The 14,223-nt window shown below is 64.4% G+C and carries 14 protein-coding genes; 11 read left to right on the forward strand and 3 right to left on the reverse strand.

Going from position 1 to position 14,223, the window contains the following annotated elements; all coding sequences use genetic code 11:
- Positions 1-74 precede the first annotated feature (74 nt).
- Positions 75-1,865, forward strand: a complete 1,791-nt coding sequence (locus tag FCU66_RS16260; protein WP_136621202.1) for a flavin-containing monooxygenase — start codon at positions 75-77, stop codon at positions 1,863-1,865.
- A gap of 154 nt (positions 1,866-2,019) precedes the next feature.
- On the opposite strand, the gene FCU66_RS16265 is transcribed toward FCU66_RS16260, so the two are convergent.
- Both FCU66_RS16265 and FCU66_RS16270 read right to left on the reverse strand, forming a co-directional pair.
- On the reverse strand, positions 2,020-3,255 hold the full coding sequence (locus FCU66_RS16265; protein WP_136621201.1) for an amidohydrolase/deacetylase family metallohydrolase: 1,236 nt from the start codon (positions 3,253-3,255) through the stop codon (positions 2,020-2,022).
- A gap of 32 nt (positions 3,256-3,287) precedes the next feature.
- Positions 3,288-3,692 (reverse strand): RidA family protein, encoded by a 405-nt coding sequence (locus tag FCU66_RS16270; RefSeq protein ID WP_181956557.1) that lies wholly within the window; start codon positions 3,690-3,692, stop codon positions 3,288-3,290.
- A 183-nt stretch (positions 3,693-3,875) separates the two neighbouring features.
- Here FCU66_RS16270 and FCU66_RS16275 point away from each other — a divergent pair, with 183 nt between their 5' ends.
- Positions 3,876-4,361 (forward strand): hypothetical protein, encoded by a 486-nt coding sequence (locus FCU66_RS16275; RefSeq protein ID WP_136621199.1) that lies wholly within the window; start codon positions 3,876-3,878, stop codon positions 4,359-4,361.
- Between the two features lie 7 nt (positions 4,362-4,368).
- Here FCU66_RS16275 and FCU66_RS16280 read toward each other — a convergent pair whose 3' ends face one another.
- Positions 4,369-5,004: a methyltransferase family protein gene (locus FCU66_RS16280; protein WP_136621198.1), complete on the reverse strand. Its 636-nt coding sequence runs from the start codon at positions 5,002-5,004 to the stop codon at positions 4,369-4,371.
- 277 nt (positions 5,005-5,281) lie between these two features.
- Between FCU66_RS16280 and FCU66_RS16285 the strand changes: the two genes are divergently transcribed.
- The 9 genes from FCU66_RS16285 (at position 5,282) to FCU66_RS16330 (ending at position 14,101) form a co-directional block, all read left to right on the forward strand.
- Positions 5,282-5,539: a hypothetical protein gene (locus tag FCU66_RS16285; protein WP_136621197.1), complete on the forward strand. Its 258-nt coding sequence runs from the start codon at positions 5,282-5,284 to the stop codon at positions 5,537-5,539.
- Positions 5,540-5,698: 159 nt separating this feature from the next.
- A complete protein-coding gene (locus FCU66_RS16290) occupies positions 5,699-6,493 on the forward strand; it encodes a COG4705 family protein (RefSeq protein WP_136621196.1) in 795 nt (264 codons plus the stop codon).
- A gap of 360 nt (positions 6,494-6,853) precedes the next feature.
- Positions 6,854-7,531, forward strand: coding sequence for a winged helix-turn-helix domain-containing protein (locus FCU66_RS16300; RefSeq protein WP_136621194.1), 678 nt, complete (start codon positions 6,854-6,856; stop codon positions 7,529-7,531).
- A complete protein-coding gene (locus FCU66_RS16305) occupies positions 7,528-8,907 on the forward strand; it encodes a sensor histidine kinase (RefSeq protein ID WP_136621193.1) in 1,380 nt (459 codons plus the stop codon). Before FCU66_RS16300 ends, FCU66_RS16305 begins: the two co-directional genes overlap by 4 nt.
- Before the next feature lie 176 nt (positions 8,908-9,083).
- Positions 9,084-9,623 (forward strand): hypothetical protein, encoded by a 540-nt coding sequence (locus tag FCU66_RS16310; RefSeq protein ID WP_246093920.1) that lies wholly within the window; start codon positions 9,084-9,086, stop codon positions 9,621-9,623.
- 1 nt (position 9,624) lies between these two features.
- A complete protein-coding gene (locus FCU66_RS16315; RefSeq protein WP_136621191.1) occupies positions 9,625-10,287 on the forward strand; it encodes an ABC transporter ATP-binding protein in 663 nt (220 codons plus the stop codon).
- Entirely contained in the window at positions 10,280-10,963 is a 684-nt protein-coding gene (locus FCU66_RS16320) for an ABC transporter ATP-binding protein (RefSeq protein WP_246093921.1), read from the forward strand. Before FCU66_RS16315 ends, FCU66_RS16320 begins: the two co-directional genes overlap by 8 nt.
- Positions 10,960-13,614, forward strand: a complete 2,655-nt coding sequence (locus FCU66_RS16325) for an FtsX-like permease family protein (RefSeq protein WP_136621189.1) — start codon at positions 10,960-10,962, stop codon at positions 13,612-13,614. The genes FCU66_RS16320 and FCU66_RS16325 overlap by 4 nt, the downstream gene beginning before the upstream one ends.
- A gap of 232 nt (positions 13,615-13,846) precedes the next feature.
- On the forward strand, positions 13,847-14,101 hold the full coding sequence (locus tag FCU66_RS16330; RefSeq protein ID WP_136621188.1) for a DUF1344 domain-containing protein: 255 nt from the start codon (positions 13,847-13,849) through the stop codon (positions 14,099-14,101).
- Positions 14,102-14,223 lie beyond the last annotated feature (122 nt).

Below are 14,223 nucleotides of genomic sequence, written 5' to 3' on the forward strand. Positions count from 1 at the left end.
CGGATGAGGGGCAGCGCCGGGTCCGACAGTTACCATTCCAACACAGATTAGACGCACGCAGGAAGAGGGAAGAAATGCTCGAAATAGCACCATCGAAACAGGCCGCCGCATGGCTCGAATCCCTGGCGCAGGCGCTCGCAGCCGGCGACGTGGCCGCTGCGGGCAACCTGTTCGTCGACGATTGCTATTGGCGCGATCTCCTGACCTTCACCTGGAACGTCACGACCATGGAAGGCCGCGAGGCGATCGCCGACATGCTGGCGGCGACGCTGGCGACGACCAAGCCCAAGGCATGGCAGCTGACCGGCGAGGCGACCTCGGACGAGGGCACCGTCGAGGCCTGGTTCAGCTTCGAAACCGCAGTGGCGTCAGGGGAAGGCATCATGCGGCTGCGCGACGGCCGCTGCCGGACCTTGTTCACGACGATGACCGAGCTCAAGGGGTTCGAGGAGCGCAAGGGAGCGGAGCGGCCGCTGGGTGTGCGCCACAAGGCCGACCCCAGGCGCGAGACCTGGTCGGAGGCGCGGGCGCGCGAGACGCGCGAGCTCGGCGCCGACGAGCAGCCCTACTGCCTGGTCATCGGCGGCGGCCAGGGCGGCATCATGCTGGGCGCGCGGCTGCGCCAGCTCGGCGTGCCCACCATCGTCATCGAGAAGAATGCAAGGCCGGGCGATTCCTGGCGCAACCGCTACCGCACCCTCGTGCTGCACGACCCGGTCTGGTACGATCATCTGCCCTACATTCCCTTCCCCGAAAACTGGCCGGTGTTCACGCCCAAGGACAAGATGGGCGACTGGCTGGAAATGTACACGCGCGTCATGGAGCTCAACTATTGGGTCGCCACGAAATGCCTTAGCGCCTCCTATGACGAGACGGAGAAAGTCTGGACCGTGGTGGTCGACCGCGTCGGCCGGCACATAACGCTGAAGCCGAAGCACATCGTCTTCGCCACCGGCGCCTATGGCCCGCCACGGCGGATCGATCTGCCGGGCACCGATCAATTCAAGGGCGAGTTGCTGCACTCCAGCCAGTATTCCAGCGGCGACAAATTCCGCGGCAGGAAGGTTGCCGTCATCGGCGCGGCAAGCTCGGGGCACGATGTCTGCGTCGACCTCTGGGAAAGCGGCGCCGAGGTGACCATGATCCAGCGTTCACCGACGACGGTGGTCAAATCGGACACGCTGATGGAAGTCGGCTTCGAGATCTTTTCGGAGGCGGCACTGGCGCGCGGCATCACCACCGAGAAGGCCGACATGATCGTCGCCTCGACGCCCTTTGCGCTGGTGCCCAAGGGCCAGCGCGCCCTCTACGAGGTGATCAAGGCGCGCGACGCGGCCTTCTATATCAGCCTGCGCGCCGCCGGCTTCGCCATCGATTTCGGCGACGACGAGACCGGCCTTTTGATGAAGGCCTACCGCACCGGCTCCGGCTACTACATCGATGTCGGCGCCTCTAGCCTGATCATCGACGGCGAGATCGGCGTCCGCAGCGGCGTCGCCATCAAGTCGCTGACGCCGACAGGCATCCTGTTCGAGGACGGCAGCCAGCTCGCCGCCGACGCCATCATCGCCTGCACCGGCTATCAGTCGATGAACGAGACGGTGGCGGGTATCGTCTCACGCGAGGTCGCCGACAAGGTCGGCCCCTGCTGGGGGCTTGGCTCGGGCGTCAAGGGCGACCCCGGCCCATGGCAAGGCGAGCTGCGCAACATGTGGAAGCCGACCGCGCAGGAAGCGCTGTGGTTCCACGGCGGCAATCTGGCGCTATCGCGCTTCTATTCGAAATACGTGGCGTTGCAGATCAAGGCGCGGATGGAGGGGATTGCGACGCCGGTTTATGGAGCGCCGAGCAATTCCAGCCGGTAGAATCTCCCCCCTTGAGGGGGAGATGGCCGGCAGGCCAGAGGGGGTCGGTTCGACTGGATGCGACCTCCTTGCGGCAAGAGGAGGTTGGCGCTCCATGTGCGGCGACCCCCTCCGTCGCCTTCGGCGACATCTCCCCCTCGAGGGGGGAGATCGGCTAATCGTGCCGGTGCCCGAAATGCCTCGCCGCAACCTCGACATGCGTATGCGACGCATATGGCTCAAAACGCTCGGTCTCGCTGACGTCATTCACCGCCTCGTTCGGCCACCAGGTGCCGCCGATGGCGATGCCCTCGCAAACCAGCCGCTGGTCGGCGACCAGCGAGGCGCCGACCGCGTCGACGAAGGTGAAGCGGCCCGGGCGCTGCCGGAGCACGGCGACGTCGCCGACGGTGCCGACCGCCAGCGTGCCGAGGTCAGGCCTGGCGATCGCCTGCGCCGGCGCTTGGGTCGCGGCGCGCAGGACCTCGACCAGCGGCATGCCGAGCGCCAAAAGCTTCGACATGCAGACCAGGATGTCGAAGGCCGGCCCGTCGACGCAGTAGAGATGCACGTCGCTCGAGATCACGTCGGGCGCCAGTCCTTCCTCGAGCATGGCCCGGGCGACGGCGAAATCGAACGAGCCCATGCCATGGCCGATGTCGAAGATGACGCCGCGCTCGCGTGCCAGCCGCATGTCGGGCCGCACCGCGCCGGAGGCGAACACCGGCGCATTGGGAAATGGCCGGAAGCAGTGGGTGAGGATGTCGCCCTTGCGCAGGCGCGGCAGCACTTCCGAGCGGCCGGGCGGCGGCTCGTCGATATGCGCCATCAGCGGCAGGCCGGCCTGGTCGGCGGCCTCCAGCGCCAGATCCACCGGGGCAATGCCGCTGGTGCCGCCGGCATGCTTGCCGGAGCGCACTTTTACGCCGACCACGACATCGCGGTGTTCGCGCGCCGCCGCCACCACCTCGCGCGGCTCGCAGAGCCTGAGATCGCTGCATTCGCCGACCGACACCGTTTGCGAGAAGCCAAAAATGCCGGCAAAGGAAATGTTGACATAGGCCAGGATGCGGACCTTCGAGCGCTCCATGACATGGCGGCGAAAGCCGAGGAAATTGCCCGCACCCGCACTGCCCGCGTCGATGAAGGTGGTGGTGCCGCTCTTGGCGGCCAGCCGATCGGCATCGACGCCGAGCGAGGTGCCGCCCCAATAGACGTGGCTGTGCAGGTCGACGAGGCCTGATGTGACGATGCAGCCGCCGGCATCGATGACCTGCGCGGCGCGGTCGGCCGGGATGTCGGCATCGACCGCGGCGACCCGGCCATTGGCGATGGCGACATCGCGCGGCGCATCGAGCCCGGACGCCGGATCGATCAGCCGTCCGCCCTTCAGCAGGAGGTCGAATTGCATTGAGGTAACCTCCGCTTCGTTGCTTTGCTTTCTCAGAGAGGCCGGTAGGCGACCGCCTCGACCTCGATCTTGATGTCGATCATCAGCCGCGATTCGACCGTGGTGCGGGCCGGCGGATTCTTTGGAAAGTGCCTGGCATAGACGGCATTGAAGGCGCCGAAATCGCGCGCGTCTTCCAGCCATACCGTTGTCTTCACGACATCGTCCAGGGTGCAGCCGGCGAGCGCCAGTGCGGCCTTGATATTGGCGAACACCTGTTCTGTCTGTTCCGTTATGCCGCCCTTGACCACGATGCCATCGCTGCCGACGGGCACCTGGCCCGAGACATAGACGAGATCACCGGCCCGCACGGCGGGCGACAGCGGCACATGCGACGTTCCAAAACATTGCTTGGGCAAGGGACAGCCTCCTTCTTTGATGACAGGACGGGATGCCATGGCAGCGCCCGCTTGCGTCGACATTTACGCCGATCGGGGCGATCCTCATAGAGGCCTTGTTGGAAAGCAACATTCCCAGGAATTCATGTTGCTTTATTACAGAAGCGCTTGCATCGTGCGCGCTGGCGGACTGCCTCGCAGCCGCAACGCACAGACGCATTTGCCGAACCGGAGACGACAGGAATGACCTACGACAAGAACCCGTTTCCATCAGGTGATGCCGATCGCCACGCGCTCTGGGAAATGCTGGTGCGGCGCGACATCGACGCCTTCATCGGCCAGGACTGGTCCATGGTCGAGGATGATTTCGTCGCCGAAAGCTTCTTCGGCATGCACGCGCATTTTCTGCACAACGCGGATGCCTGGCGGCTGCAGTTCCCGAAGCTGGAAATCTATCGCGACGAGTGGCTGCGCCAGGCCAAGGAGACGGCGGCGACAAAATTCGCCGAACCGCTACGCGAGGCGCTGTTTCGCGTCACCAACATGCGCGACATCGATGTCGACGGCGACCGCGCCGTGCTGCACAAGAAATTCGACGGCTCGGTCGCCAAGGCGGATGGCAGCGTCGACAGGCTGAAATGGCAGACGCTGTATTTCTGCACCAAGGTGCAAGGCAGCTGGAAGATCGCGGGCTTTGTCGGCTACATGCCGCATCCGCTCGGAAGCTAGAAACCGATCAGTAGAGCGTGACGAAGGCTGGAAACATCAGGCCGGTCGCCCTGAAATGCTCGACCAGTTCGATGGCCGGGAAGATGGCGAGGAAATAGAGCCCGTCGAAAAACGTGCGCTTCAGCGCCCGCGTCGAGAACTGCAGCTCGTCATGGTCGTGGTACAGAAAGGGATTTGGCCAGAACCGGGGCGTGTTCTTGGTATAGGCAAGGTAGGCCGGGCCGAACTTGCCGAGCAGGAACGCGGCTTCCTTGCGCGCCGTCGCGCGAAAGATGAAAAAGCTGGCAGCACCCAACGCCAGCGCCGCCAGCACCGAGCCGTAGAGCAATCCGACGCCGACCGCGCCGACCGTCGAGAAAAAGTAGAGCGGGTTCTGCGTCGTCGAGAACGGTCCCGTCGAGACCAGTTCCTCGTTCTTCTTGCCGCCGACATAGAGGATGCTCCAGAGCCGTCCGACGACGCAGGCGAGCACCAGGCAGAAGCCGAGGAGTTCGAGCGTTTCGTGCCCGTCCGAACCCTCGGTCAGCGCCGGTTTGGTGAGAAACAGCAGCAGCACCGCCAGCACCGCCGCGGCCCGCACGAAGATCAACCGCTTGCGCTGGTCGAAGGCCTGTGAAACCGGCTTGAGGGAAGCGTAGGTCATTCTTGTTTTCCTTGGGCTTCGACAAGCGGCATTGGGCAGGTTCGGGGCACTGGTCACCACATTGATGGCGGATGCAAGGCACCCGCATTCCATCAGCGCATCGCGAGGCATTCGTAAAGGCCTTTTGCGCGACGCACGCCCATTCTTACGAATTTGTATGCCGCCGGACAGGCTGGAGTGAAGTCGCTTCCCTATCGTTCGGATGCCGGCCTGCCATTTATGGGCCGGCTTCAATTGCCGCAGCCGGGCCACCGGCATCAAACAAGGAATGGTTTCCATGAGAAGATTTGTGCTTGCCACCGCACTGGGCACCTTTGCCGTTTTCGGCCCGGTTTCCTCTGTCTTTGCCGCCACCGCGCCTTGCGAGGAGACGCTGAAAACCCTTCGCGCGGCCGAGGCAGCGGCCACGCTCAGCGCCGCTGACAAGACCAAGGTCTCGGAGCTGGAGACCAAGGGCATCGAGCGCTGCAATGCGGACGACGACAAGCGCGCCGACGACTTCTTCGCTCAGGCCATGAAGGTCATGGGCAAATAGTGCATGTCGCCCAAAACTGCGCAGCGGTTTTGGGACAACGACATGCATAAAGCAGCAAGCCTGTCACCCAAAGCATGCCCTCGGGCCTGACCCGAGGGTGCGCAGCGATTGGGACATCACACGCATCCCGCCGCAACCATCAACCCCAGGACTTCAGCCATGCTCTCACCCAACACGCAACCTGCCGGATCGAGCCCCAACAGGGTTCCGGACGTCACCGTCGATTTCTGGCTGATCAAGCTGATGGCGGTAACCATGGGCGAAACGGCGGCCGACTATCTTGCCGTCAACCTCGGACTTGGGCTGACCGTCACGTCGTTGATCATGACCGGCATCCTGATCGTTGCCCTTGTCCTGCAGTTCGCGCAGAAACGTTACGTCCCCTGGGCCTACTGGCTGGCGGTGGTGCTGATCAGCGTCGTCGGCACGCTGGTCACCGACAACCTCGTCGACAATTTCGGCGTGCGTCTCGAAACGACCACGATCGCTTTCAGCGTCGTGCTCGCGGCGACTTTCGCGGTCTGGTACGCCAGCGAACGAACGCTGTCGATCCACACCATCTTCACCACCAGGCGCGAGATCTTCTACTGGCTGGCGATCCTGTTCACCTTCTCACTCGGCACCGCCGCCGGCGACCTCGTCGCCGAAAGCTTCGAGCTGGGGTATCTGACGTCAGGCCTGCTGTTCGGCGGCGTCATCGCGCTCATCGCGCTTGCCTACTGGCTGCTGCATCTCGACGGCATCCTGGCCTTCTGGCTCGCCTATATCCTGACACGGCCGCTTGGCGCCTCCTTCGGTGACCTGCTGTCGCAGCCGGTCGAATATGGCGGTCTCGGCTTCGGCACCACCTTCACCAGCCTGATCTTCCTCGGCTGCATCTTTGCCCTTGTACTCTACATGACCCTGAAGAGAACCGCCGGCGATGCCGACCAGATCCTGCTGGAGTCGGACTAGGTGCAGGGCGGATGCGCTAGCGTTGACAATTGCCGAAAAAACTCACCGCTTCGTCATCCACGGGCGGAGCAAGGAGCGTAGCGACGCGGCGCAGACCCGAGGATCCATGCCGCGACTCCAACGCGTCGCCACGGTGCTGAATTCTGCTCCGCTGCGCTCTTCGGCCCACGTCGCGGCATGGATCCTAGGGTCTCCGCGACGTCGCTTCGCTCCTGCTCCGCCTAGGATGACGAACGCGAGGGCGCTTCAGCCAATCTTGAACGTTCTAGCGCCGTCAGGCCTGCGCCCTCGTGACATCCTAGGAACGAGCGCGTGCCGATGCTAGCCTGTCGCCGATCTCGGCAACCAACCGGAACAACGATGCGACTTCTTCTCGTCGAGGACGACCACAGGACGGCCGACTACATCGTCAAGGGATTGACCGAGGCCGGCCATGTCTGCGACCTCTTGCGCAACGGCCATGACGCGCTTTTCGCGGCGACCAGCGGCAATTATGACGTGATCATCGCCGATCGCATGATCCCGGGCCTCGACGGCCTGTCGATGGTCAAGGCGGTCCGCGCCGCGGGCGTACGGACGCCGGCGATCTTCCTCACCTCCGTCGGCGGCATCGACGACCGCGTCGAAGGGCTTGAGGCCGGCGGCGACGACTATCTGGTCAAGCCCTTCGCCTTCTCCGAGCTTCTCGCCCGCATCAACGCGCTTGGCCGGCGGCCGGCCGCGCAGGAGCAGAAGACCGTCCTGCGGGTCGCCGACCTCGAGATGGACCTGATCATGCGGCGCGTTATCAGGCAGGGCCAGCCGATCGACCTGCAGCCGCGGGAGTTCAGCCTGCTGGAAGTGCTGATGCGTGGCGAAGGCCGCGTCATCACCCGCACCATGCTTCTGGAGCGCGTCTGGGATTTTCATTTCGATCCGAGGACCAGCGTCGTCGAGACCCATATCAGCCGGCTGCGGGCCAAAATCGACAAGCCCTTCGAAACCCAGCTCATCCACACGGTCCGCAACACCGGCTACAGCCTGCACGCACCGCCATGACCGGAACATGGTCCCGCCTGCTGCGCAGCACGCCTTTCCGGCTTGCCTTGACCTTCGCCTTCCTGTTCGTGCTGGCCTTCATGCTGTCGGGCGCCATCGTCTATCAGATGATGAGCACCGATCTGGCCCAGCGGTTGGATGAGACCATCAAGGAAACCTACTCGGTCGTAGCGGTAACCTACACCGAGAGCGACCTCGAGGACCTGATGTCCACGGTCGAAAGCCATTCGCAGCTCAGCCCCAAGAAGCAACAGCTCTTTTCGCTGACCGACGCAGCTGGAAATCATCTCGCCGGCAATTTCACCGCGGCTGGACTTCCCGACGGCTTCTCCATGTTCGATGCCGAAATGCCCGATGTGCCCGCCGGCGCCGAGTACCGCGCCTTTTCGGGCTCGATCGGCGGCAACAATCTGACGGTTGCCTTCAGCCTTTCCGAGACGGAGGAGCTGGAACAGGTGGCGCTGATGAGCTTCGGCTGGGCAACGCTGATCATCACCGGGCTGGCGGTCGCCGGCGGCGCCCTGCTCGCCTCGCGCGTTCAGCGCCGTCTCGACGGCATTGCCGCCACGATGGTGGACGTCTCGCATGGACGGCTGGATACCCGCATCCCGCTGACCGGCAGTGGCGACGATATCGACGTCGTCTCCAACCAGGTCAATGCCGCGCTCGACCGCCTGTCGGCGCTGGTCGACGGCATGAAACAGGTCAGCGCCAACATCGCGCATGATCTGAAGACGCCACTCAATCGCCTGCAGATGATCCTGGAAGCCGCCGCCGACAAGGCCGCGCAGGATCAGGACGTCTCCAACGATCTGGCCGATGCGCGCGCGGAGGGCTATCAGATCAACGAGACCTTCGATGCGCTGTTGCGGATCGCCCAGATCGAGGCCGGCGCACGCAAGGCGCGGTTCACCGATCTCGATCTCGACCAGATCATGCAAACCATCGCCGAGATCTATACCGACGTTGCCGAGGACGACGCAAAGGTGCTGTCGTCGACGCAACTGAACGAAACGGCGGACCGGATCCATGGTGATCGGGAGCTTCTGACGCAGATGTTCGCCAATCTGGTGGAGAATGCACTGCGCCATTGCCCGCCCGGCACGGCCATCAAACTGGCGGTGACGCGCCAGGGCGAGCGCGTTGTGGCCAGCGTCGCCGACAATGGTCCCGGCATTCCCGCCGACGAGCGGGAAAAAGTGTTCCAGCGGCTCTACCGTCTTGACCACAGCCGATCGACGCCGGGCAGCGGCCTCGGCCTTAGCCTTGTGCGAGCGATTGCCGAATTGCATGGAGCAACCATCGCCCTTGACGATTGCCAGCCGGGCCTCGCCGTGAGGGTGAGCTTTCCCCTGGCAAGACCGACGGCCTCATAGGCCGGCAGCGGAGTCGAAAGCTTACCAAAGCGTATAGGGCCGGCGACCCGCCCGTAAGCTTGAGCCGGCATACTGAATGGACCTCACCTTCCATCGAAAGGCCGCGGAAAATGAAAACCCTTTCTCGGAAAACCATCGGCGTCTTGCCAGTTCTCGCCGTCTCAGCGTGTCTGGGCATGACAGCCGCCCTGGTTCCGCTGTCTGGCAGCCTGCCGGCCTCGGCCGCCGAGAAGCCAGTCCAGCAGGAGAAGAACCCTCCGGGCGACATTCCCGATACGCAAGTCTTCATCGACTATACCTCGCCGGAAGGGTTCACCCTGAAGGTGCCGGAGGGCTGGGCACGGTCGGACCGCGCCGACGGCGCCAGCTTCGTCGACAAGCTGGATGGCGTCGTTGTCTCGGTTTCCAAAGTGGACGCCGCACCGACCGTCGAGAGCGCCAAGGCGGACTATGTCGCGAAGCTCGAGGCCGCCGGACACGCTGTGCGGGTAAGCGCGGTCAAGCAGGTCAAGCTGCCGGCGGGCGCTGCAATCCGCATCGTCTACACCTCGAACTCCGAACCGAACGCGGTAACCAACCGGCAGGTTCGCCTCGAGAACGAGCGCTACCTCTATTTCAAGGACGGCAAGCTCGTGGCGCTCGAACTTTATGCGCCCAAGGGTGCCGACAATGTCGATCAGTGGCAATTGATGTCCCGCTCGTTCCGGTGGAAATGAGATGCACGCGTTGGACGCGTATGAACTCTATCGGTTCTTCCACATAGGCGACGACGAGACGGCCGCCTTGCGGGGCGTCAGTTTCCACGTGGCCGCCGGCGAGATCGTCGCGCTGGTCGGGCCTTCCGGCAGCGGCAAGTCCACCTTGCTGGCCTGCGTAACCGGCCTCGATGAACCGGATGGCGGCTATGTCGAGGTGGCCGGCGTGCGGCTGACCCGGCGACCGGAGGCCCATCGCACGCGCGTTCGCGCCGCCAGCTTCGGCATTCTGCTGCAGTCGGGAAACCTGTTCGGCCACTTGAGCGTCGAGCAGAACCTTCGATTGCAGATGCTTCTGGCGAAAAAGCCGGACGACCAGCGGATGGCCAGCCTGCTGGAGAGTGTTGGCCTTTCGCATCGCGCGCGCGCTTTTCCGACCGAACTGTCCGGCGGCGAGACCGCGCGCGCCGGCCTTGCCGTGGCGCTGGCCGCCGATCCGCCGATCCTGATTGCGGACGAACCGACCGCGGAGGTTGATAGCGATACCGAATCCCGGCTGATCGCTCATTTCGAGGCGCGGCGCGACGCCGGATTGGCAACGCTGCTGGCTACCCACAGCAGGGCGTTGGCGCGGAAGGCCGATCGCATCATCAAGCTGAAGGATGGGAGGATCGACCGTGGCTGAAACGCTCGTCATCGCAAAAGGCCTCGGACGAGACTTCCGGGATGGCAACGCCGACCGGATCAACGTGCTGCGCGACGTCGACTGCGAGATCGCGTCGGGTGCACGCATCGCTCTCGTTGGACCTTCGGGCAGCGGCAAGACGACGTTGCTGCATATTCTTGGCGGCCTCGACCGGCCGACGGCCGGCACCGTCGAATGGCCCGGGCTCGGCGCGTTCGAGACTCTGAGGCCGCGCCAGATCGGGTTCGTATTCCAGTCGCCCAGCCTGTTTCCTGCCCTCACCGCTGTCCAGAATGTCGGCCTGCCCATGCTGCTGGCCGGCGAGAATACCCGCGCCAACGACATCGGGGCATCGCTTCTGCAATCGTTCGGTCTCGGCGAGCTCGGCGACAAGCTGCCGGAGGAACTGTCCGGCGGCCAGGCCCAGCGTATTGCCATGGCGCGTGCTCTGGCCATGGCTCCGAAGCTCGTGCTTGCCGATGAGCCGACCGGGCAGCTGGACAGCCGAACGGCGCTGCGCTTCTTCGACGCGGTGCTCAGCCGTCTGGAAGACACCGACATCGCCCTGGTCGTTGCCACACATGACGAAGTCGTGGCTAACCGTATGGCGACACGCTGGACGATGGATCACGGCCGGCTCACCACCGGGCATCGGCCAGGGGCCGCCGCGGCATGATGTTCCTGCTGTGGATCCGTGGTGTGCTTGCCCGCCGTTTCCTGCGCGTGGCTGGTGCTGCCGCCGGAATCGCGCTGACGGTCGCTCTGCTCGCCGCGATGGCGCTCTTCCTGGCCAACGCCGGGGCATCGATGACCGCCCGCGCCGTGTCGGCGGTTCCAATCGACTGGCAGGTGCAAGTGATCTCCGGTGCCGATCCGGACCTCATCGGCAAGGCGCTGACGGAGGCTGCTCCGGTCAAGACCGTGCATCAGGTCCGCTATGCCGATGTCGCCGGTTTCGAGGCCCGGACCGGCGGCACGACCCAAACCACCGGGCCTGGCCAGGCGGTCGCTTTCGACAGCCGGTATTTCAGCGATTTCCCGGCGGAAATCCGCTCGCTTTCAGGCACCCTCGACGGCGTGCTGATTGCCCAGCAGACAGCCGCCAACCTTCATGTCGGCCCCGGCGACGCTGTCTCGATCCAGCGGATGGGCCTGCCACCGGCGGAGGTCAGGATTGCCGGCGTGGTCGACCTCCCGGACGCCGACGCGCTGTTCCAGGCTGTCGGCCTGCCGCCCCAGGCAGCGCCGCAGGCCCCGCCCGACAACGTCCTCATCCTGCCGCAGGAAGCCTGGCGGCAATTGTTCGATCCGCAGCAGAAGGCGCGCCCCGACACCACCCGGCTGCAATTGCATGTGCGGCTTGCCCACGAGGCGCTGCCGCCGGATCCCGTCGCGGCCTATACTTTTGTCACCGCCGCCCAGCGCAATCTCGAGGCGAGGGTCGCCGGTCAGGCCTTGGTGGCCGACAATCTCGGCTCACGCCTTGGGGCGGTTCGCGAGGATGCGCTTTACGCCTCTGTCCTGTTCCTGTTCCTCGGACTGCCCGGCGTCGCGCTGGCGGTTGCGCTTACCTTTGCCGTCACCTCGTCCGGTGCGGCCCGCCGGCGGACGGAGCAGGCGCTGCTTCGCGTCCGCGGCGCGACGACCAAAGCCATCCTGTTTCTGTCCGCCACGGAAGCTGCCGTCGCCGCCATTGGTGGAACCGCGATCGGCATGGCCGCGGCATCGCTCCTTGCCATCATCGCGCCGGGCCTCAAGGCAACGCTTGGCGTTGACGGGCCGACGCTGCTTCTTGTCGCTTTCTTCGGGCTGCTGGTCGGGTTCATCGCCTTTCTCTATCCGGCCTGGCGGGACGCCCGCTGGGCGACGGTGACCGCTGCGCGGCGCACCGTGAGCCGGCCGAAAACGCCGCTCTGGCAGCGCCTGTGGCTGGACTGCCTGTTGCTGGCGGCGGCGGGCCTGTTCTTCTGGCAATCGGCGAGCACCGGATACCAGATCGTGCTTGCGCCCGAAGGCGTGGCGGCAACATCGGTGGACTACAAGGCGTTTATCGCACCGGCCTTGTTCTGGCTCGGCATGGCGTTGCTGACGATCAGGCTGTCGGCCACGATCATCGCCGGCAATGGCGCGCTCCTGCGAATGATCATTGCCCCGGTTTCCGGACCGCTGGCGCCCATTGTATCGGCCGCCCTGTCGCGGCAATCGGGGCGGCTGACGATCGGCATCGCGATGACCGCGCTGGCCATTTCCTTCGCCACGTCGACCGCCATCTTCAACACCACCTACAATGCCCAGGCGCGCATCGACGCCGAGCTGACCAACGGTTCCGACGTCACTGTCTTCGGCTCGACCGACAGACCGGCCGGGGCCCGCCTTGCAGCTCTCACCTCGTTGCCCGAAGCCGCGGCGGCCGAACCCATGCAACATCGTTTTGCCTATGTCGGCGCAGACCTGCAGGACCTTTATGGCATCGATCCCGACCGCATCGGACATGCCACCAGCCTTTCCGATGCCTATTTCAGCGGCGCCAGCGCGGCCGGCACGCTCGCCCTGCTCGCCGCGACATCAGACGGTGTTCTGGTGTCGGAAGAGACCGTGCAGGACTTCCAGCTCCAGCAGGGCGATACGATCAACCTGCGGCTCATCGATGCCAGGGATCACCAGTATCATCCCGTGGCCTTCAAGTTCATCGGCGTCGCCCGAGAATTCCCGACCGCGCCAAAGGACTCCTTCCTTGTCGCCAATTCAGCCTATGTGGCCCGCATGACCGGCTCCGATGCGTCCGAATACGTGCTCATGCGGGCCAGGGCCGATCCTGCCGCGCTGGCACGGCAGGTTTCGTCGGTGCTCACTTTCGATCCGTCGCTGAAGGTGTCCGACATCGGCCAGGCGGCACATCTCATCGGCTCGAGCCTGACCGCGGTCGATCTTGGCGGTTTGACGACAATCGAACTGGGCTTTGCGGTCGTCATGGCGGCCGCCGCCGCCGGGCTGATGCTGGCGCTGGGCTTCTTCGAGCGTCGCCGGCCTTTCGCCATCCTCGCGGCAATTGGCGCCAAACCGCGCCAGCTCGCGGCCTTCCTTTGGAGCGAAGGTCTGCTGATCCTTGTTGGCGGCATGATTTTCGGCCTCCTTTCCGGCCTGCTGACGGCATGGATGCTGGTCAAGCTGCTGACCGGCGTCTTCGATCCGCCACCCGAAGCATTGTCGATCCCCTGGCTCTATCTGGCAGTCATGCTCGGTCTGGTCGCCGCTTCCGTGGCTGCCGCCGTTTTGTCCGCCAGGCCATCGGCGGGACAGGCGGCGGAACAGTTGCGCGACTTGTGAAGCCCGACGTCGACTTACTTATTTGTAAATTTGCGGCCAACCCACCGACAACTCCGCGGCCTAGGCTCGTTTCGTCTCTCGCTAGAGCAATTCCGGGAAAGCGCGTAGCGCTTCCCTGAGGAATTGCGTCAAAACAAAGAGACAGATCCGGCAGCCAAACGGCCCGGATACCGAAGCCGCTCCGAGGCCAATGGCCGGCGGCTCCACAACCAAGCAAAACGGGAAAAAGAACATGAAGAAGTCAACTGTCGCAGCCGCAATGGTACTCGCCATCGTATCCTCGACCGGTGCTTTCGCAAACGCGGCCACCGGCACCATCGCCAGCGTCGACAAGAAGGGCGACTCGATCACCTTGTCCGACGGCAAGACTTTCATCTTGCCGGAAGGCATCGAAGCCGAGACGCTGAAGGTTGGCGAGAAGGTGGTGGTGACCTATTCGACCAAGGCCGGCAAGCTGGCGGCATCGAGCATCCAGCCCGCCAAATAGACGAACACCCGGTGGGGACTCGGTCGGGCAGGTTATCTTGGCGGGCTGCCCTGCCGGTCCTCCACGGTGGCATCGATCTGCGGCATCGTTGAAGCTTGTCAGCATCAACGTCCAAGGCATGT

This window comes from Mesorhizobium norvegicum (genome assembly GCF_004919685.1).
Lineage (GTDB): Bacteria > Pseudomonadota > Alphaproteobacteria > Rhizobiales > Rhizobiaceae > Mesorhizobium > Mesorhizobium norvegicum.

Coding starts and splice junctions, on each gene's coding strand:
- FCU66_RS16290 (WP_136621196.1), top strand. CDS start 5,699: ATGCTCTCACCCAACACGCAACCTGCCGGATCGAGCCCCAACAGGGTT.
- FCU66_RS16285 (WP_136621197.1), top strand. CDS start 5,282: ATGAGAAGATTTGTGCTTGCCACCGCACTGGGCACCTTTGCCGTTTTC.
- FCU66_RS16280 (WP_136621198.1), bottom strand. CDS start 5,004: ATGACCTACGCTTCCCTCAAGCCGGTTTCACAGGCCTTCGACCAGCGC.
- FCU66_RS16260 (WP_136621202.1), top strand. CDS start 75: ATGCTCGAAATAGCACCATCGAAACAGGCCGCCGCATGGCTCGAATCC.
- FCU66_RS16310 (WP_246093920.1), top strand. CDS start 9,084: ATGACAGCCGCCCTGGTTCCGCTGTCTGGCAGCCTGCCGGCCTCGGCC.
- FCU66_RS16330 (WP_136621188.1), top strand. CDS start 13,847: ATGAAGAAGTCAACTGTCGCAGCCGCAATGGTACTCGCCATCGTATCC.
- FCU66_RS16300 (WP_136621194.1), top strand. CDS start 6,854: ATGCGACTTCTTCTCGTCGAGGACGACCACAGGACGGCCGACTACATC.
- FCU66_RS16305 (WP_136621193.1), top strand. CDS start 7,528: ATGACCGGAACATGGTCCCGCCTGCTGCGCAGCACGCCTTTCCGGCTT.
- FCU66_RS16325 (WP_136621189.1), top strand. CDS start 10,960: ATGATGTTCCTGCTGTGGATCCGTGGTGTGCTTGCCCGCCGTTTCCTG.
- FCU66_RS16275 (WP_136621199.1), top strand. CDS start 3,876: ATGACCTACGACAAGAACCCGTTTCCATCAGGTGATGCCGATCGCCAC.
- FCU66_RS16265 (WP_136621201.1), bottom strand. CDS start 3,255: ATGCAATTCGACCTCCTGCTGAAGGGCGGACGGCTGATCGATCCGGCG.
- FCU66_RS16270 (WP_181956557.1), bottom strand. CDS start 3,692: ATGGCATCCCGTCCTGTCATCAAAGAAGGAGGCTGTCCCTTGCCCAAG.
- FCU66_RS16315 (WP_136621191.1), top strand. CDS start 9,625: ATGCACGCGTTGGACGCGTATGAACTCTATCGGTTCTTCCACATAGGC.